Genomic DNA, 17,730 nt, shown 5'->3' with positions numbered 1-17,730 from the left:
TCAGTGGGGGTTCAAATCCCAGCTGAATGAAGTTAAGCCTCCGGCGGATGTCACGGATTTTTTAGGGGTAATTTATCGAGCGAGCTCACGTAATCCGGACGCAAATTCGACGGGCGAATTTGATTTCCCGAACGATCCAAAAGAATCAATTAAAATCCTCGCTAAAATAACTTCTCCCCTAAAACAGTGATTATTTACTATAAATTTTCAATAAGGAAAATAATCCCACCGAGAATATTAAGATAATTCTTAAATAAAATAGTATATTCCTATATCGATACCATACTTATTACCTAGAAAAATATCTTGATTTAAAGACTTTGTGAGTCAATAGTAATGCTTCGATTTGAGGCTTTTGTTAAGCTGATTTGACGAACCCTCTTTACAGGTGGTAGATATAAATAAGTTAACACTATCAATATAGTAAAAACATATTTTGCTATATTGATAGTGTTGAATATATATAAGCGAGCATTTTTACACATTAAATTACTACCGTAGGAGAGAGCATACAGGATGTTGGAGTCTAAGAGAAGAGCGGCCATATTTTTCATTCTTGCCTTCCTTTTGGCGTTAGCTGCAGGGTTTTTAGTTTTTCAAAAAGTAAAGGACCTGAATGCCGAATTAGGCGGAATGACGAAGATTTACGTAGCAAAGGGAGATATTCCCGTAAGGGCACTTATACAGGAAAATCAAGTCATGACGATAGAAATCCCTAACAAATTTGTCAATAAGGCACATATTACAAATAAAAATGAACTCATTAATAATGTTTCTGTTGTTCCGTTAGCAGCGGGAGAGATTATTACTAAGAATATGGTAAAGCCATTTTCAAATCTTCGTAATGAAAATAATCGTTTAGTTGCTTTATATCCATCAGAAAAAGTCCAATATGATCAAGTTGTAACAGAACTAGATAGAGTGGATATTATTGTATCTACCGAAGTGAACGGACAGCCGCAGACTGAAATATTCATGAGAGATGTTCCGGTTGCCTTTTCTGATGGCGATAAGCCTGAGGATTTCACAGGTGCTGCTCTTGAAGTAAGTCTTGAAGCCGCAGCTCAATTGATCCATGTACAAAACTATGCTGATAAGGTCAGAATCTTAAAGGCAAATGTCGGAAAAGAAGAACCGGTTAATCCAGTCGAAGAACAACAACAGCCAGCTGTATCTGAACAACTATCAGCTCCTGCTGAATCTCCTAATATACCTGCAAGTCCAGGGGAAGCAGCTGTTCAATAGGGCAGGCAAAGAGATAATAATCTTCTAACATCATGATGAAGAGGGATACTATGGAGTCGAATCTAAAAATCTTATTAGTCAGTGACGATGAAGTCATACACAATCAAATTTTAAATAGTATTTCAGAAAACTATTCCGTTCAGCTCATTCATACGGGTGATATTGTTCGTGAAGTCAATCGGGATATCCAGGATATTGTGATCTTTGTTCAGCCTGATCATGATGTGGCCGTTGAAAGTATTCAATACATTAAATCAGTCAGTCCTGGAACACTAATCATTTTTATCGCAAAGGGCTCCGATTTTACTCAGCTTAGAAATATAACAAAAGCAGGGGCCTCTGAGTTTTTTGTTTATCCAGATGAGCATTCCTTGTTTATCAGCAGAGTGCCTGCTATCTTTCAAAACTATGAAAATAATAAATTGAAAAAGGATAAGTCATTTCAAAGCTTTACAAAAGGTAGGGGGCAAATTTTCTCACTTTTCAGCGGAAATGGAGGCAGTGGAAAATCAAGTCTTGCGGCAGCATTTGCCCAAACAATAAAACTAGAAACTATGGCTGAAGTGATCCTAATCGATTTTAATCTTCAATTTGGCGGGATTGAAACGATTTTATCAATAGAATCCAATCGTTCGATTGCGGATTTAGCACCTGTCATTAATGAATTAAATGAAGGTCATATCAGAAATGTAGCACAGAAGCTTGATTCATCGAAACTGGATGTGCTTATCAGTCCTTGTGATGCTGAAGTAGCAGAAACCATCACAGAAGAATTTATCGCGAAGCTGTTACGAACCTGCAGAAGAAGCTTTGACTTTGTGATTGTCGACCTACCAGCTTATATCAATCACCATGTGGTGACTGCTTTAGAGGAATCAGACCGTATTTTCTATGTTCTCACACCAGATACACCTTCTCTAAGGGTGTTAAAGCAATTGGAAGAGCTTGCCGTCAGACTTGGAATAGAATTACCTTCTAGGACATCGATTATCTTGAACAAAATAGGTAAGGAAAATGAAATTCAAGAAAAGGATATAAAGCATGTCATGAGATTCCCAATTGCCGCAACGGTACGCTTGGACCATAAAGGATTACAGCCGTATATCAACAAAGGGGAACCTGTACGTAAAACAGCAAAGGAAAGAAGGCTGATTCCATTCGCAAAGGATGTGAAAAAATGGAGCCATTCTGTACTGAATAAGGGGGATTAACATATGACATCCTTATTTGATAAACGAAAAGAAAGAGTTAGCACATCAAAGCTGCAATCCTATCAATATGAAAACCGTCTTGTCGATGATTTGGTGGAGCATTATAAGGCAAGGCTCTTAAGGGATACCAATTTAGAGGCGTTAACGAAGCTATCCCAAGGTGAAATGAGGCTGAGTATTGAACAGTATGTCAGCCAATTCATGGCTGAGGAAAAAGTGATTATCTCACGTCATGATAAAGAGATATTAATTACCCGTATTTTGGATGAATCAGTCGGCTACGGACCGCTTGAGCCATTAATCAATGATCCGTCAATCACAGAGGTGTTGGTGAATGGTTTTAATGAAGTGTATGTTGAGCGTTATGGAAAATTAGAATTAGCTGATATATCTTTCCGGGATGATGACCACGTTAGACATATCGTCGATCGAATTGTGGCGCCGCTTGGCCGTAGAATCGATGAAAGCTCTCCAATGGTTGATGCACGCTTACCTGATGGTAGTCGTGTCAACGCAGTTATACCACCAATCAGCCTAAAGGGAACGCTACTGTCCATTCGGAAATTCAGGAAAGATCCGTTTACAATGGAGGACCTGATTCAGTTCGATTCGTTAAACACGGTTATGGGTGAATTCCTTGACGGGATTGTAAAAGCGAAAATGAATACCCTTATTTCGGGCGGAACGGGGAGCGGAAAAACGACGATTCTGAATGTTTTGGCTGCCTCCATTCCTCATGGTGAACGAGTAGTAACGATAGAAGACTCGGCAGAGCTGAGGCTCAATCGTCCGAATGTGGCAGGGCTTGAAGCAAGACCGGCCAACGTTGAAGGTAGCGGGGAAGTATCGATTAGGCAGCTTGTCAAAAATTCCTTACGGATGAGACCGGATCGAATCATTGTCGGAGAGGTCCGCAGCGGAGAAGCCTTTGATATGCTTCAGGCCATGAATACTGGGCATGAAGGGTCATTAACAACCGTCCATGCTAATTCACCGGATGATGCCTTACGTCGTGTTGAGGCAATGGTTGTCATGGCTGGAATGGAGCTCCCTAGTCATATCGTGAGAGAGTATATTGTCGGTGCATTAGATATTATTATTCAGGCCACCCGATTGACAGATGGGACAAGAAAAATTGTTTCAATATCAGAGGTGGTTAAAAGGGATGACGGCTCGCATGACGTAATGGAGATTTTTCATTATAAGAGAACGTCCATGAATGCGGATGGAATCGTTACTGGCTATTTTACTCCTACGGGGTACATTCCGAAATGTCTTGAAAAATTAAAGGTGTTTGGGATTTCCTTCCCCGATTATGTATTCACCCCTGTGTTAGAGGAGGTCTACCAATGATAATATTATTCGTTTCAACGTTAGCCTTCTTCTCTATGATTCTATCAATTTATTATCTATTGGATTTTCGTAAAGAAAAGCGGGAATGGCGAAAAGAACTCTATGATTTTTATCATGATGGAAAAAAACGAAAAAGCGTCATTGTGCTGCTTGGGGATCGGTTTGATCGTACAGAATATGCTTCTCCTATTTATGAAAAATTACAGTCTGCAAACATCCCATTTACACCGTCAGAGTATATGGGTGCCCTGTTTGTTTCTTATATGGGGATTATTATTTTTTTGCAAAACTTTTTTAATATCCAGTATCCAATTAATCTACTGATTGCCGGACTTGTTTTAGAGGGAGGCAGGAGGTTGATTTTCCTTTTACGAAAGAACTTGATGAAGCAACGAATGATTGAACAGCTGCCTGTAGTCTGCCGGTTGTTGGCAAATGCAACCCGATCGGGTATGACGTTGACGCAAGGCATCCACTTAGTCGCACAGGAAGTGAATGAACCGGCAAGGGGAGAATTCAAAAGGCTTGCGCAGGAGATTGCATTAGGGATTGACTTTAATGCTGCCTTAAAATCAATGGAAAATAGAATAACGAGTAAGGAATTCCAATTATTTGTAGCCACGCTGGTGATTCAAAAAAAGGCAGGTGGGAATCTCTATTCCGTGCTGGATGAAATGAGTCAAACGTTAGAAGAAAGGAAGATATTGCAGCAGGAGATTAAAACCATGACTGCTGAGCAAAGGTATGTAGCTTATATTGTACCGGTGATTCCTATTTTTCTTGTCTTAATGATGAATAACGTGATAGATGGCTTTTTAGATCCCTTATTTTCAGGATTGGGAATGATTCTTCTCATTCTGTTCCTCGCTGGGACAGTATTGACCTTTATTCTTGTTAGAAAGGTAACAAATATAAGGGTGTGAAGAGATGGATGGAATGGTTGTAATTGTTGTTTGCTTATTTCTTCTATTTATAGCCCTATCACTTAGAAGCTATTATAAATATTTCATTTTAAAGCTGGAATTGAAGGAAGAGGTAAAAGAAAAGGTCTATATCTATAATGCGTTTGAAAAAAAAGAAACAAGAAGAGAAAAAGCCATCTCGAAGATATTGGAATATGCTGATGATTTTTCAGTTATAGGACAGCGCATTAATTTTTTTAGTGAAAATCATGAGATTCAGAAAAAGTTAATGCAGGCAGGATTTCCTTACAATTTAACGCTGGAAAGATTTCAAGGCTTAAAAATGTTCCTTTTAGTAATGGGGTTAATCATTGGGGGAATTTCACTCCTATTAAGATTTCCATATGCAGAAGCAGCACTCATTCTTTATCCGGTTGCTGGCTATATGGGAGCCGTTTTATGGCTGAATAAAAAGGCAAAGCAGCGTCAAGAGTCATTGTCGTTCCAACTGCCTGATTTTCTGGACACGATGAGTGTGACTTTACAGGCGGGTGTAGGACTAGATCAAGCTTTACGGGATATTGTCCCATATTTTGAAGGACCGATTAAGGATGAATTTGGCCGGTTTATTCATGAAACAGATGTTGGGGTTCCGAGAGGAAATGCCTATCAATCCCTTTTGGACCGTAATGAGAGTAAAGAATTTCAAATGCTGATTAAATCACTTATCCAAGGGGAGCGCTTAGGTGTGCCGATTTCGCGAACCTTTAAGCTTCAGGCTGAAGAGATGAGAAAAATCAAAAAGGAAAAAATCAAAGAGCAGGCAGCAAAGGCCTCACCCAAGGTTACGTTAATTACCACCTTTATCGTGATGCCATCTGCTCTTCTTCTAATCGGAGGCTTAATGGCGATTAACATGTTCAAAGACAACAGTGGGTTATTTGATTTATTTAAATAAAAAACAAAGGGAGAGAAAATCATGAAATCTATATTTATCAAAGCATGGATGAAAATGACGCAGCCGGTACAAAACGAAAAGGGAGCTCAGTCTTTGGAATGGCTTGGTTTAGCAGCGCTCTTAATTCTAGTGTTAGGGATCATTTCAACTGCGGTAGAAGGACAAAGTGAAGGAATTGGTAACATTATTAAAAATATCATTGCTAAGATAACTGGAATGGTTGGGTAAGTATAAAAAGGGCATTATGCCCTTTTTTCATAAGGAGGGTGAGCGAATGAAATATTTAAAGCTATTGCTGCTAATATGTATGTTTCTGTTCATTACGGCATGCTCTATGAATGAAGAGCCTGTTAACGAGAAAGAAAATGAGCAGACAGCTGAGCAAACAAAACAGAAGGACATCGAAAAGGAAGCAAAAAAGGAGGCTGAGGTAGTTAGCATTAAAGTAGAGCCTCTTCCAACCACCTATGAGGAATTAGCTGCTCTTCCAGTAGGCAAGCTTGTGGATTTCAACCCAGATACAGCCAATCCAGAAACGACACTGGAAGCATTCAAGAATCTGCCTGATATTTCATCAACTCCTTCACAAAAGGAATTAGATTATTTTTACCGAGAATTATTAAAGCTTGTACAGGATGAGTTCAAGGGACCTGAGGCCTTGATAAAGCAAATGCGATTCCAAGCAATTGGAAGCCCTGAGATGGGGGATTCTCGATATCAATTCAAGGAAAATCTCAATGTTGAAATTATTTTAGATGCATCTGGAAGTATGGCTCAATCGATTGACGGTAAGACCAAAATGGAAATTGCAAAGGAAACAATAACCAAATTTGTCAGTCAGTTACCTGAGGGCGCGAGGGTTGGGCTTCGTGTCTATGGACATACGGGAAGCAACGCAGATAGAGATATGGAATTATCCTGTAACGGTAGTGACCTTGTCTATTCCATCCTACCGATGGAGGGGGCACAATTTCAAACCGCTCTTGATTCGGTGCAGCCAACTGGTTGGACTCCGACAGGACTGGCTCTTCGAGAAGCAAAAAAGGATTTAGAGCTATATGACGGGCAAATGAATACAAATATTGTCTATCTTGTCAGTGATGGAGTTTCGACCTGTAACGATGATCCGGTTCAGGCTGCAAAGGAGCTATATGGCTCTAATATTTCACCGATTGTGAATGTAATTGGCTTTGATGTCAATGCAGAGGGACAAAATGAGCTGATTGAGATTGCAGATGCAGTAGATGGGATCTATCAAAAGGTTAATGATGAAAGTGAATTAAAGAAGGAGTTTGCGAAAATTTCAGATCTAGCTGAAACCTGGAAAGATTGGAAGGATAAGAATACACAGGCACTTGAAGGAAAAAAAATCCAAAATGATCTTGATATATTTGTTTACACAACAGAGGAAGGGGCAAATGCCACATTTGAAGGGTCTGAGATTGATTTAATCCTATTTATTTTTAAAGAAAGTGGAAAAATCGATAAGGATTCTTACCGTTATTTAGAGGAAGTCAATGATGAGTATCATGATTGGATTAATTCAGAAGTTGAGAAGTTTGAAGCGGAATTAAAGTCTCTCAATAATAGCAGTTATGCTGATGCAATAAAAGCATTAGAGGAAAAGTATCAGCAAAATACTCAGTAAGCGAGGTGAGCGAAGCCATTGTGTCAACGTATATGGAATAGAATAGCAGCATTAACAATGATTGCTATTTTACTTATGTGGAATGTGTTCCCTGTCGTTACGTATGCGGCAGGCACATTTATAAAACCAGGAAAAGCCCTTACTCCCGGTGAAAGCTATGCACCAGGTCAAGCGATACAAGGTGGGCAGTTCATAGCTCCGGGTCAGGTATACGAACCTGGTGATGCCTATAATAAGGGAAAGGCTGCTGTTTCTGGTCAGCCCATTCTTCCGAATTCACCATTAAGCAGTGGAATATTCATCATTCCAAACGCCACGGTACCTCCGCCAGGTTCCGTATTATGGCACATGGATGGTCTGGAATCGGGCAATGCTGTGCAAGGTGGTGGTCCGGTTAACGGAGGAAATGGTTATCCAAGCGGTGAAGGCCCAAATAGTGGCCAAGCAGCAGAAGCTGGAAAAGGTCTAAACGGCGGCCAAGCAGCAGAGTCTGGCGAAGGACCAGATGGTGGCAAGGCAACAGATGGTGGCGACGATGGCAACGACGGAGGGGGAAATACACCATCTCTTCTCAATACGCTTGTCAAAACGACGGACGGAGAACGAGGTTGGTTCAGCCATGTCACAGGTTTTTTTGATGACTTTAAAACCTATGGCCTTGGTTTTCTCAATCGAGATGTTGCCGGTGCCGCATTGTCTATGATGGCAGGATTTAAAATAGAAAAAATAGCCGGGACAAAAGATGGCTATCGTGTATCTGGTCAGAAGAACTTGAAAATATTTGATAGTCTTTATCAACGATATAAGGGCTATGATGTGAATGGCAGTGACCGATCCCTTGGAATCCATACAAAACGCATTAAAGAAAAAACCTTCAATGCATTTTTACAAAGCAAAGAGCTAATACCGAAAAATATGAAACTATCAACCTTTATGGCTAACTCTGTTAAGTCAGGTATCATTGATGGCTGGAGTCCGCTCACGAAAAAAGCTTTCACATCCTTAAGTAGCTGGAAGGATGGCAGTGCATTTAACAAGGCATTTGTTTCAAAAAGCAATATGATCAAGATGAATGGTCCGCTTAATTATGCACTGGCTGCAGCCGGTACGCTTTGGGATTATAGTCCAATAGGGAATAATAGCAAACAGGGATATGCTTCATCAGACTTTTTTACAGATTTATCGACAGAGGTTGCGATTGGCGTCGGGTCAACAGCTATAGGAAGTATCGCATCAAGTGTTACAACTGGAGCATTAGCCGGTTCGGTTGTACCTGGATTAGGAACCGTTGCCGGTGCTGCGGCTGGATTGTTAGCCGGTATAGGCACAGCTGTGTTTATAAATCGGACAAGTCTTGGAAAAGGTATTAAGAAAGGGATAAAGAGTGGATTCAAATTTGTCTACAGCAAAATTGGCAAGGGCTTTGGAAAGGTAGGAGAGCTTTTTGGAAGGTGAACAAAGGTTTAAGTTTTTCGAAGGCAACGGACTTGCTGTTTTAATGGGTCCGTTTTTATTTGGTGTTCTCGGCTGCACAATTCCAAATTGGTCCTTTCGTATCTTTATATTTAACATGCTTATTACGATTTTTTCGGTCGGACTAGCCAGATACTGGTATCAAACGGTGGAAAATACAGTTAGATATAATTCCTTAACGAGCTTTATCATGCTGATGACAATGGGATTTTTTGTTGCCGAACCCATCCTTCGACTGTCTTTTGGCACGATGGTATTCTGGCCGTTTATATTGATGTATTTATTGGTCATTGGCTATTCATTGTATAAAAGAGAAATGATTTTCCAGGCTTTTCATAGGCCTGGAAAGTCTAAAATTGCCTTTGGCTCGTATCTTTTTATCATCGTCCTAATCATCATCAGTGCTTTTTCCTTTCGAAATGGACAGGAATTAATTCTTATGCAATTGTTAGATGATCAAGAAGGTGTATTCTTTTTTACGTTCCTTATGTATCTTGGTGGATTATTTTTGTCGTTTCTTTCGTTTGCGCTTCTAAAAAAGCCAGAAGATATAAAATAAAGAGATAGCGGGGGAAAACATGTTTCGATTAATGGGGTTATTAAAAACGATGGGAGTAGTCATCTTTACGTTTATTGCTGCTTCCTTCTTATTGGGATTTTCCAATATAAATAATGTCGCCTTTACCATAACGGTCTTATATGCAGTTTGTTATATTCTTACGGGAGTTTTGTCACCAATATGGAACCCTGAAACTCCATATATAGCAAGCTATCTTTCCAGCCTGACATTAACGGTATTGAATTTATTCTTTGCCGTGACTGTACTGGATATTATGGTGTTTGCTGACCCGATGGATATTAACCAGGGACTCGTGCGAAATACACTAGTGTCGCTTTCTGTAACGTTCCTATGGGTGAAAATTGTGAAATGGAAACAGGGGAAAGAACATGATTAGGGATATAAGTGATATTTTAAATAGAAATATAGTGACAATATTATTATTCAATCTTGTATTGGTCATTCCTATTAGTTTTTTTATTTTTACAGCCATTCAATATTTTTATGTGATTGATACAGTAGAAATGGTTAACCTAATTGCACTTTTTTTAATCATAATTAATTTTACAGCATTATTTCCGCCTTTTTTCTACCTGGCCTCACGGGATTTGCAGGATCAACCGTGTCATTTAATCGATATGGTAAAGGTGTTCTTTCGGAATTTTGGCTATATGTCCTTTATTACCATCCTCTTTTTTATGATTGGTGCGCTTGGTTCATTCTTTCTATTTATTCCAACCATATTATCCATCATGGTCATTTTTCTCATACCATTATTTTGTGACAAACATACTATTCTCGAAGCCTTTAAAGGAATTTGGCGGGTCGTGAAAAAGGAGCATATTTCCATTCTGCTAGATATTTTTATTGTGCTGTCATTAAATCTTTTAGTGTGGTCAGGATCGCTTTATTTATTAGCAAACTTTGAGAATAATAGTTTAGTTTATATTACCGTACGGGTATTATTAAACGCGCTATTTTTTCCACTTATTTATTTTTATTTAACGATTAAATATCGAGATGATTTGGGTGAAGTGTATGGAAAGTAAGGTAATGGAACGAAGGTTTAAACAAGTACATGTAGCAGTTGTTATCCTTTTAACTATTGTAACGTTAGGGGTTTACCTTGGGTATTGGTTTTTAAAAGAACGAAGCACCTTAAAGAAAATCGAAAAAGGAAGCCACATTCCGATTAAATTATGGTGGCTATTTACGATTCTTCTTGGTCTTTCTTTTATCTATCATTTTATCGGACCAATCTTGTTAACGTCTTATGGTCTTGCTTTGTTATCTTCGTTTGACATGATTATGTCCTTCTATTTTCTTGGCTTGCTGTATTACTCTGTGTTTAGAATGAAGGACATCCTACAAGACAGGTACGAGGATGCGGTGTTTAGTTCTTGGTTATTGGTTCTTTTTCATATTTGGTACCTTCAATTTAAAATGAATCGATTGGAGGGGAGCAGGAATGACGGGCAGGATGTTAAGCTTAAGAAAGCACTTGCATAGTGAAAAAGGTGCAATCAGCTTTGAATTCCTTGGGATTTTGCCTTTCTTTTTCATGTTTTTTCTCCTGCTTTGGCAGGTTGTCGGGACAGGATATGCGATTTTTACGGCCAAAACAGCTGTCAATGATGCTGCCAAAACGTTTGCCGCAACGAATGATTTAGATGATTCGATTGAAGCGGCGAAAGAGACATTAGGCAGCAGCTCAGTGATTAAATATAGAAATCTAGTCCCGCAGTATGCTGCCAATGGTGATTTCACATTAGTACTATATACGGATCACTATTTAACCTTTCTTCCGGATAAATGGAAGCAAAAGGCTGCGATAGATATCGAGCAGGAAGCACATGGCAAGGTGCTGCTTTTGCCATGAAGCATCTCAAAAACGAAAACGGGAATGCAGCTATTTTTATGCTCTGGCTTTTGGGAATTGTGGCGGTCATATTTATCCTCACAGTTAATATTGTAAAGGTCTATGTAGTTAAGGAACAGGCGAATCTCGCCGTTGAACAGGCGGCGCTTGCTGGTACTGCTGTACTGCTGGATAAAACAAAAGAAGCAGTGAATAGGTTTGATACAAGGCCGACGATAGATCCGTTATATTTGGCAGATAGAGAGGTTCAAAGAATAACAGATTCTGGTAAAAGTATAGAGGAATTAATACAACAAGAAATGGGAAAATTCCTTGCACGAGGGTTGGACGAAGGAGACTCGTATATAATGGCCGTAAATAAGGTTCTTCCTGAAAGAATCGAAGGCCATCCTTTCTTAAAAAAAGAGCTAAAGCAAAGCCTCGGACTATCGAGCTCTGATACTGTATACCTTTTCTCGCCGGCTGTAATGTCAGTTATTACGGATAATCAAGCCAGAGCAGAAAGGACAGAATTGAGTCTTTCCAGAGAGCATTGGCGTATTGAGGTAAAATCAGCCGTCCTATTTGAGTCAATTTCAGATGAAAGCTTTATGTCCTCTTTATTAAGTGATATACCACAAATCGGTTACGGACCAACACTGGAATATTTGGAAAAAATATACAATTAATACAAAAAACGACATAAATTTGGTAAAATTACTAGGTTTTTTCCTCTAATTTCCTGATATTTTAAAGAATTGACTCGATAATGTAATACTCCTGTAATCAAAAGACCCCTTTCCGTATGTTATAAATAATAGTGAGAAAGGGGTTGTCTTATGCGTTTCTTTAAAAAAATCGTTGCCGCATCATTAACAAGTATTATTTTACTTTCGACAACGATTATGGCAAATGCAGAAACAAGTCAAGTACATAGCGAGGCTCAAATACAGCAAAATGCTGAGTTAATCAAGCAAAAACAAGCTGAGAAAGAGAGCCTTTTACAAGAGGTTAATAATCTTCAAGGTGAATTACAAGCACTAGAGGATGAGATTACAAGCAATAAGGAAGAAATGACCAATATAGAACAAAAAGTTTCTGAAACAAAGCAAATCATTGAACAGAAGAAAGAAGAAATTGTTGTTTTAGAGGATAAAGTGCTAGCGAGAAAAGGGGTTATGCAGGAACGACTCGTTTCATTGCAGCATAATGACCAAGCCAGCTTAGTCATTGAGATATTAATAAACTCTCAGTCATTGTCAGAGTTTGTTCAGCGGGCGACGGCCGTTTCAACCATCTTAAGTGCAGATAAAAGTCTGCTTGAACAGCAGCAAAGTGACTTAAAAATGATAGAAAATGAGAAGGCAAATATAGCTGAACAAGAGCAGCTGTTGCAGGAACAGTATGTAGCACTTGCTACAAATCAGACTCTTTTAGAGGAAAACCTGCAAAAAAGACAGGATGTTTTAGCCTCTGCACAGGAAAAGTATCAGTCGGTTGTAAATGCTATCACACTTGCCGAAGAAGAGAACGCAGCCATTCAAGCTCAATTAAGTAAAGCTCAGACTAGCTTGGCTAACGATCAGCAGGAAGCGCTTACAAGAACAAATAATATTGCAAAGCAAACTGAAACAACTCCAGTAAATAATAATGTTGCAACAAATAACGGTAAAGAGATGTATGTAACTGCGACTGCTTATAGTCATGAAGGGTCGGCTACAGGCCTGACAGCGACCGGAATTAATATTAGACAGAACCCTAATATGAAATTAATCGCAGTTGATCCGGCTGTTATTCCATTAGGCTCACGAGTATGGGTCGAAGGCTACGGTGAGGCGATTGCCGGTGATACCGGTGGAGCAATCAAAGGGCATAAAATAGATGTACTGATGCCAACTAATGCAGAATGCATGGTATGGGGAAGAAAAACAGTAAAAGTAATCATCTTAGATTAATAGAGTAAAAGGCTTGAATCACATTACGAAGCAATGTTGTGATTCAAGCCTTTTTTTAGTACGAAAAAGCCTGTATCTCAATCTTTTGCAATTATTTTACAAAAATATTAAACTGTGAGTAGATACAATTTACAGAATAGAGCGAATTTATTGTAAAGCATTAACCTATTAGGGTTACTTTATCTAGACAAGGGTGGGAGGGGAGAGCATGACAAACGTTGTCATGAACCCAATTGTAGAGAGGATCTTGTATAATATTGAAAAAGTAATGATTGGGAAGCGAAATGTTGCTGAATTAAGTTTAGTTGCGTTACTGGCAGAGGGTCATGTGCTGCTGGAGGACGTACCTGGTGTCGGTAAAACAATGATGGTAAGGGCCTTGGCAAAGTCAGTAGGGGCAAACTTTAAACGAATACAATTTACACCTGATTTGCTGCCATCGGATGTGACAGGGGTTTCCATCTATAACCCAAAGGAAATGGAGTTTCAATTCATTCCAGGCCCTCTCATGGCGAATATCATTTTGGCTGATGAAATTAATCGAACTTCACCGAAAACGCAATCTGCCCTCTTGGAAGCAATGGAGGAGGCGAGCATTACAATAGACGGGGTAACGCATCGGTTAGAGAAGCCATTCTTTGTGATGGCTACGCAGAATCCCACCGATTATGAAGGCACCTATCCGCTTCCAGAAGCCCAGCTGGACCGTTTTCTATTGAAAATGCGAATGGGCTACCCTGATCAGGACGAAGAGATTGAGGTATTAAACCGGGTTCAGCAGAAGCCGCCGATAGAGGACATCAAGCCGGTCATTGGATTACAGGAATTACGGGAGCTGCAGAACCAAATTAAACGTGTCCATGTCGATGAAACAATGAAGCGCTATATTGTTGAGATTGCCAATCAAACTAGAAACCACGATCGGGTATATATGGGGGTTAGCCCGCGTGGCTCAATTGCTTTAATGAAAGCTGCTCAGGTCTATGCGTTTATGTATGGACGTGATTATGTGATTCCTGATGATATTCAATACTTAGTGAGTGCTGTATTTACACACAGAATAATTCTCTTGTCTGAAGCGACGTTCATGGGAGTCTCGAGGGAGGATATTTTAAAGGATATCATCGAGAAAATTCCAGTTCCCGTTCAGAGGGTGGTCTGAAATGGGTGGTACCTTCCAGTGGATAAAATATGTCTGGAAGCTCTTCGTTTTGCTAATGTTAATGATCATCGCATTTTCTTACGCCATGTTTCAAGGCGGGTTTGTCAGTTGGTTTTTATTATACAGCTTTCTCCCTTTTTTCTTCTATGCTATATTTCTTACCTTTTACTCCTTAGAGGATTTTTCGATTGAAAGAAGCCTGACGCGATGGGAATACTATGCAAATGAAGCGCTTATAGTAAAAATAACCTTAAAAAGAGATCGAGCTTTTCCGCTCTTATTTATCATCATAGAAGATTGCTTGAGTGAGGCGCTTGGAAAGGCTGTGCAGGAAAATAAATATAAAGTAATTCTTTTCCCGGGATTTAAAAAAGAATGGATATATGAGTATAAGATTTCAAAGCTCCCAAGAGGAGAGCATCATCTACAGGCTGTAAGGATTTTCACGAGCGATTTTCTTGGATTAATAGAAAAAGAGAAGCGGTTTGAGTTAAGTGAAATGATTTTAGTACACCCAGCCTATGAAAAATTAATCTTTGAGTCGGGATATAACTATGAGCAGGGGATTAGATCCTCGAATAATGTAACCCCAACAGAGGTATCAATGGTTGGGGGCATCCGTGAATATCAACCGGGTGATCGACTTTCTTGGATAAACTGGAAGGCATCCGCCAAGCGTGAAGGGATGGTAACAAAGGAGTTTGAACAGCTTCAGTCTGACGATATGGTTATCGTTATGGACTGTATAAAGGATCCTCACTTTGAAATGATTGTGTCATTTACAGCTTCTCTGGGGCAAGCGGTACTCCAGACAGGCTCTCATATCGGTTTTTTAGCTATAGACAACGATAGGAGAGTTATTCCCATTCAAGGCGGGGCAGTCTGCAGACAGCTTTTGTTCTACTCTCTGGCCAAAGTTAAGGATGATGCCCCTGTTGCATTTGATAGAGTACTAAGTACTGACAGCTTTTTACTGCAGCATAAGGTTAGCTATGTACTGGTGACGGCTCAGTTAACTAGCCAGCTTATAGAGGCAGCGAGTAGGTTAACCGCAAGAAGGTGTCCCGTATCCATTTTTATCATTAAAGATACAGGAGAGGCTATTACGGCCTTCGAACAGGCTACTAAATTAACAGCACATAAATATGGCATCAAAGTCACATTTGTCTACAAGGAGCGCTTTTCTGCCGGCCCGCTGGAGGTGAGCAGAGGGTGAGCAAATGGAAGGACATAACCTCAATATTACTTTATTCTTTAGGCTTTTTAATGTTGCTGGAATGGATTTGGCCGATTAATGCTTTGTCGGAAACAGCTGCAGTCGGAGTCTTTATTTTGTTTATTCTTGTCTGTTTACTGCTGTTCATTCTACAGACACCTCTTTTTGCTAGTATTTTGTTAAAAATAGCGGTTATGATCTACCTGCTTCATTCGCTTTATTTTGAAGAAAGCATCCTGCAATTCAGGTGGATTCCCATTTTTATCGAAGAGATCAAAACAAATACTCTAGATGTATTCAATGGGAATTGGCTGGAATTATCACACCTCTATAGAAGCTTAGCCTTTTTTATATTATTGTGGATGATGGTCTATCTACTGGAATATTGGCTTTTTAAAAGAAAACAAATTTTTATCTTTTTCTTTATGACACTTGTCTATATCACTTTTCTTGATACATTTACACCCTATGATGCCAGCGGTGCCATTGTACGTATTATATTAATTGGATTTTTAATGGTAGGAATCCTTACCTTTCAGCGTTATTCTAGCAAGGAAAGGCTGAGAATAGAAAGGACTGTTATTCGTAAATGGGCATTATGGTTATCTATTATGGTATTATTCAGTGCATTCCTCGGTTTTTCTCTTCCAAAGTTCGGTCCGATTTGGCCTGATCCCATTCCGTATCTTAAGGTATTCAATGGACTCGGAACAGCAAAAACGGTCGGCTATGGTGAGGATGACACACAATTAGGTGGCTCGATTACAGGTGACTCTTCAGTTGTTTACCAAACAATCGTTGAAGCTCCGCATTATTGGAAGGTGGAGACAAAGGATGTGTACACCGGTAAAGGCTGGATTCAATCGGAGGAGGGTAACAGACGCATTAGGCTTTGGAAGAACAATGATATCCCGATTACATCGTTTGTAAATATCGAGGATGAAGCAGATGTTCAGACAAGCAAAGTCATGCAGGTAAAAGAGTATGATCATGTTGTGTATCCGCTTGGTCTCAAAAACGTTCAAACAATGGGCAATTATTCATATGAAATAGACCCAACGATTGAGAAAATATATTCTGTTATTGGGTCGCAGACCGTTCCATTGGACAGCTACACAGTCACATATGTAACTGGGAATTACAATGAAAAGCTACTGCAGTCTATACAGTATCATCACACAAATATAAGTCCTAACTTAATAGCTCGCTATACACAGCTTCCAGACCAACTTCCCAAACGGGTGAAGGAACTGGCTGAGAAAATTACGAAGGCTGAGACAGGCTTCTACGATAAAGTTAAAGCAGTTGAGAAATACTTAAAAACAAGTGATTATTCATATTCCTTACAGGATGTAGCAATACCTGGTGAAGACATGGATTATGTCGATCAATTTTTATTTGATACGATGCAGGGATACTGTGATAATTTCTCTACTTCAATGGTGGTGTTATTACGGTCAATTGATATTCCAGCAAGATGGGTGAAAGGATACACAGAAGGCAGATATAAGGGCATGGAGGGTGATTTATATAAATATGAAATCACGAATAATAATGCTCATTCCTGGGTTGAAGTGTTTTTTCCACAGGTAGGCTGGGTACCATTTGAACCAACACCGGGATTTACTCATTCTACTGACCAATCAGTAGAAGAGGAAGAAATAGAACCTAGCGAAACGACTATACAGCCAGAACAACAGGAGGAGCAGGTTCAGCAGGATGCAAACGAGCCGGAAGAGAAGGTGCAAAAGAAAAAGGAAGACAAAGTTGGTTCAATATCTACTGCCAGGAATAATGTGGAGGAAGCCCTGACGGCTAATATAATGTGGCTGATACTTTTGGCTTTGTTGCTCCTGTTAATCGTATTTTACGTTTATCATACTCGTTCTCGGTGGTTGCCTATCTATTATATTCGAAAATATAAGTCAAAAGAGGACGATGCTGACTTTATCACTGCCTATGCTATCTTATTAAGGCAGCTGCGACGGTGCGGTATGGCCAGAAGGACGGGGCAGACATTAAGAGACTATGCAAAGATGATTGATGAACGATATGAATCCGTTGAGATGGGCACATTAACGGAGCGGTATGAACAATATCTTTATGGAAAACACCTTCCAAAAGGGACTTGGAGTGAAATGAAAGAATTGTGGGAAAATTTAATTAAAAGGACAATGTCTTGACCTAAAA

At 39.5% G+C, this 17,730-nt stretch carries 18 protein-coding genes; all 18 read left to right on the top strand.

All coding sequences use genetic code 11. The features are described 5' to 3' along the window. Positions 1-516: 516 nt before the first annotated feature. The 18 genes from BQ5321_RS21445 to BQ5321_RS21360 all read left to right on the top strand — a co-directional run bounded on the left by BQ5321_RS21445 (position 517) and on the right by BQ5321_RS21360 (position 17,723). On the top strand, positions 517-1,245 hold the full coding sequence (locus tag BQ5321_RS21445; protein WP_139187851.1) for an SAF domain-containing protein: 729 nt from the start codon (positions 517-519) through the stop codon (positions 1,243-1,245). A 50-nt stretch (positions 1,246-1,295) separates the two neighbouring features. Then, positions 1,296-2,456 (top strand): CpaE/TadZ family protein, encoded by a 1,161-nt coding sequence (locus tag BQ5321_RS21440; RefSeq protein WP_071396401.1) that lies wholly within the window; start codon positions 1,296-1,298, stop codon positions 2,454-2,456. A gap of 3 nt (positions 2,457-2,459) precedes the next feature. Next, a complete protein-coding gene (locus tag BQ5321_RS21435; RefSeq protein WP_071396400.1) occupies positions 2,460-3,809 on the top strand; it encodes a TadA family conjugal transfer-associated ATPase in 1,350 nt (449 codons plus the stop codon). Continuing rightward, complete coding sequence (locus BQ5321_RS21430) at positions 3,806-4,732, top strand: type II secretion system F family protein (protein WP_071396399.1); 927 nt, start codon at positions 3,806-3,808, stop codon at positions 4,730-4,732. The genes BQ5321_RS21435 and BQ5321_RS21430 overlap by 4 nt, the downstream gene beginning before the upstream one ends. A 4-nt stretch (positions 4,733-4,736) precedes the next feature. Beyond that, the gene (locus tag BQ5321_RS21425; RefSeq protein ID WP_071396398.1) at positions 4,737-5,669 is read left to right on the top strand and encodes a type II secretion system F family protein; all 933 of its coding nucleotides are present in this window, start codon (positions 4,737-4,739) and stop codon (positions 5,667-5,669) included. 21 nt (positions 5,670-5,690) lie between these two features. Next, a complete protein-coding gene (locus BQ5321_RS21420; RefSeq protein ID WP_071396397.1) occupies positions 5,691-5,897 on the top strand; it encodes a hypothetical protein in 207 nt (68 codons plus the stop codon). 46 nt (positions 5,898-5,943) lie between these two features. Further along, positions 5,944-7,317, top strand: a complete 1,374-nt coding sequence (locus tag BQ5321_RS21415; RefSeq protein ID WP_071396396.1) for a vWA domain-containing protein — start codon at positions 5,944-5,946, stop codon at positions 7,315-7,317. Between the two features lie 18 nt (positions 7,318-7,335). After that, a complete protein-coding gene (locus tag BQ5321_RS21410) occupies positions 7,336-8,772 on the top strand; it encodes a hypothetical protein (protein ID WP_071396395.1) in 1,437 nt (478 codons plus the stop codon). Then, positions 8,762-9,349, top strand: a complete 588-nt coding sequence (locus tag BQ5321_RS21405) for a hypothetical protein (protein ID WP_071396394.1) — start codon at positions 8,762-8,764, stop codon at positions 9,347-9,349. Before BQ5321_RS21410 ends, BQ5321_RS21405 begins: the two co-directional genes overlap by 11 nt. A 19-nt stretch (positions 9,350-9,368) precedes the next feature. Next, positions 9,369-9,746 carry a hypothetical protein gene (locus BQ5321_RS21400; protein ID WP_071396393.1) on the top strand — a complete coding sequence of 126 codons (378 nt, stop codon included), beginning with the start codon at positions 9,369-9,371 and terminating at the stop codon, positions 9,744-9,746. Beyond that, entirely contained in the window at positions 9,739-10,398 is a 660-nt protein-coding gene (locus BQ5321_RS21395) for a hypothetical protein (protein ID WP_071396392.1), read from the top strand. Before BQ5321_RS21400 ends, BQ5321_RS21395 begins: the two co-directional genes overlap by 8 nt. Next, complete coding sequence (locus BQ5321_RS21390) at positions 10,388-10,858, top strand: DUF4234 domain-containing protein (RefSeq protein ID WP_071396391.1); 471 nt, start codon at positions 10,388-10,390, stop codon at positions 10,856-10,858. The genes BQ5321_RS21395 and BQ5321_RS21390 overlap by 11 nt, the downstream gene beginning before the upstream one ends. Next, positions 10,818-11,228 carry a pilus assembly protein gene (locus tag BQ5321_RS21385; RefSeq protein ID WP_234978436.1) on the top strand — a complete coding sequence of 137 codons (411 nt, stop codon included), beginning with the start codon at positions 10,818-10,820 and terminating at the stop codon, positions 11,226-11,228. The genes BQ5321_RS21390 and BQ5321_RS21385 overlap by 41 nt, the downstream gene beginning before the upstream one ends. Then, entirely contained in the window at positions 11,225-11,896 is a 672-nt protein-coding gene (locus tag BQ5321_RS21380; RefSeq protein ID WP_071396390.1) for a Tad domain-containing protein, read from the top strand. The genes BQ5321_RS21385 and BQ5321_RS21380 overlap by 4 nt, the downstream gene beginning before the upstream one ends. 150 nt (positions 11,897-12,046) lie before the next feature. Next, positions 12,047-13,162: a 3D domain-containing protein gene (locus BQ5321_RS24980; protein WP_071396389.1), complete on the top strand. Its 1,116-nt coding sequence runs from the start codon at positions 12,047-12,049 to the stop codon at positions 13,160-13,162. A gap of 208 nt (positions 13,163-13,370) precedes the next feature. After that, entirely contained in the window at positions 13,371-14,324 is a 954-nt protein-coding gene (locus BQ5321_RS21370) for an AAA family ATPase (protein ID WP_071396388.1), read from the top strand. A 1-nt stretch (position 14,325) separates the two neighbouring features. Next, positions 14,326-15,540 (top strand): DUF58 domain-containing protein, encoded by a 1,215-nt coding sequence (locus BQ5321_RS21365; protein WP_071396387.1) that lies wholly within the window; start codon positions 14,326-14,328, stop codon positions 15,538-15,540. Further along, positions 15,537-17,723 (top strand): transglutaminase TgpA family protein, encoded by a 2,187-nt coding sequence (locus BQ5321_RS21360; protein ID WP_071396386.1) that lies wholly within the window; start codon positions 15,537-15,539, stop codon positions 17,721-17,723. The genes BQ5321_RS21365 and BQ5321_RS21360 overlap by 4 nt, the downstream gene beginning before the upstream one ends. Positions 17,724-17,730: the final 7 nt, after the last annotated feature.

It is taken from the genome of Bacillus tuaregi (assembly GCF_900104575.1).
Taxonomy (GTDB): Bacteria; Bacillota; Bacilli; order Bacillales; family Cytobacillaceae; genus Bacillus_BD; species Bacillus_BD tuaregi.
The sequence above is the reverse complement of the archived record's forward strand: the minus strand, read 5'-3'. Positions and strand labels throughout refer to the sequence as shown.

Excerpts from the sequence above, each read along its gene's own strand:
- BQ5321_RS21400 (WP_071396393.1), top strand. The coding sequence starts at position 9,369 with ATGTTTCGATTAATGGGGTTATTAAAAACGATGGGAGTAGTCATCTTT.
- BQ5321_RS24980 (WP_071396389.1), top strand. The coding sequence starts at position 12,047 with ATGCGTTTCTTTAAAAAAATCGTTGCCGCATCATTAACAAGTATTATT.
- BQ5321_RS21420 (WP_071396397.1), top strand. The coding sequence starts at position 5,691 with ATGAAATCTATATTTATCAAAGCATGGATGAAAATGACGCAGCCGGTA.
- BQ5321_RS21380 (WP_071396390.1), top strand. The coding sequence starts at position 11,225 with ATGAAGCATCTCAAAAACGAAAACGGGAATGCAGCTATTTTTATGCTC.
- BQ5321_RS21425 (WP_071396398.1), top strand. The coding sequence starts at position 4,737 with ATGGATGGAATGGTTGTAATTGTTGTTTGCTTATTTCTTCTATTTATA.
- BQ5321_RS21440 (WP_071396401.1), top strand. The coding sequence starts at position 1,296 with ATGGAGTCGAATCTAAAAATCTTATTAGTCAGTGACGATGAAGTCATA.
- BQ5321_RS21435 (WP_071396400.1), top strand. The coding sequence starts at position 2,460 with ATGACATCCTTATTTGATAAACGAAAAGAAAGAGTTAGCACATCAAAG.
- BQ5321_RS21385 (WP_234978436.1), top strand. The coding sequence starts at position 10,818 with ATGACGGGCAGGATGTTAAGCTTAAGAAAGCACTTGCATAGTGAAAAA.
- BQ5321_RS21430 (WP_071396399.1), top strand. The coding sequence starts at position 3,806 with ATGATAATATTATTCGTTTCAACGTTAGCCTTCTTCTCTATGATTCTA.
- BQ5321_RS21390 (WP_071396391.1), top strand. The coding sequence starts at position 10,388 with ATGGAAAGTAAGGTAATGGAACGAAGGTTTAAACAAGTACATGTAGCA.
- BQ5321_RS21365 (WP_071396387.1), top strand. The coding sequence starts at position 14,326 with ATGGGTGGTACCTTCCAGTGGATAAAATATGTCTGGAAGCTCTTCGTT.
- BQ5321_RS21445 (WP_139187851.1), top strand. The coding sequence starts at position 517 with ATGTTGGAGTCTAAGAGAAGAGCGGCCATATTTTTCATTCTTGCCTTC.
- BQ5321_RS21395 (WP_071396392.1), top strand. The coding sequence starts at position 9,739 with ATGATTAGGGATATAAGTGATATTTTAAATAGAAATATAGTGACAATA.
- BQ5321_RS21370 (WP_071396388.1), top strand. The coding sequence starts at position 13,371 with ATGACAAACGTTGTCATGAACCCAATTGTAGAGAGGATCTTGTATAAT.
- BQ5321_RS21415 (WP_071396396.1), top strand. The coding sequence starts at position 5,944 with ATGAAATATTTAAAGCTATTGCTGCTAATATGTATGTTTCTGTTCATT.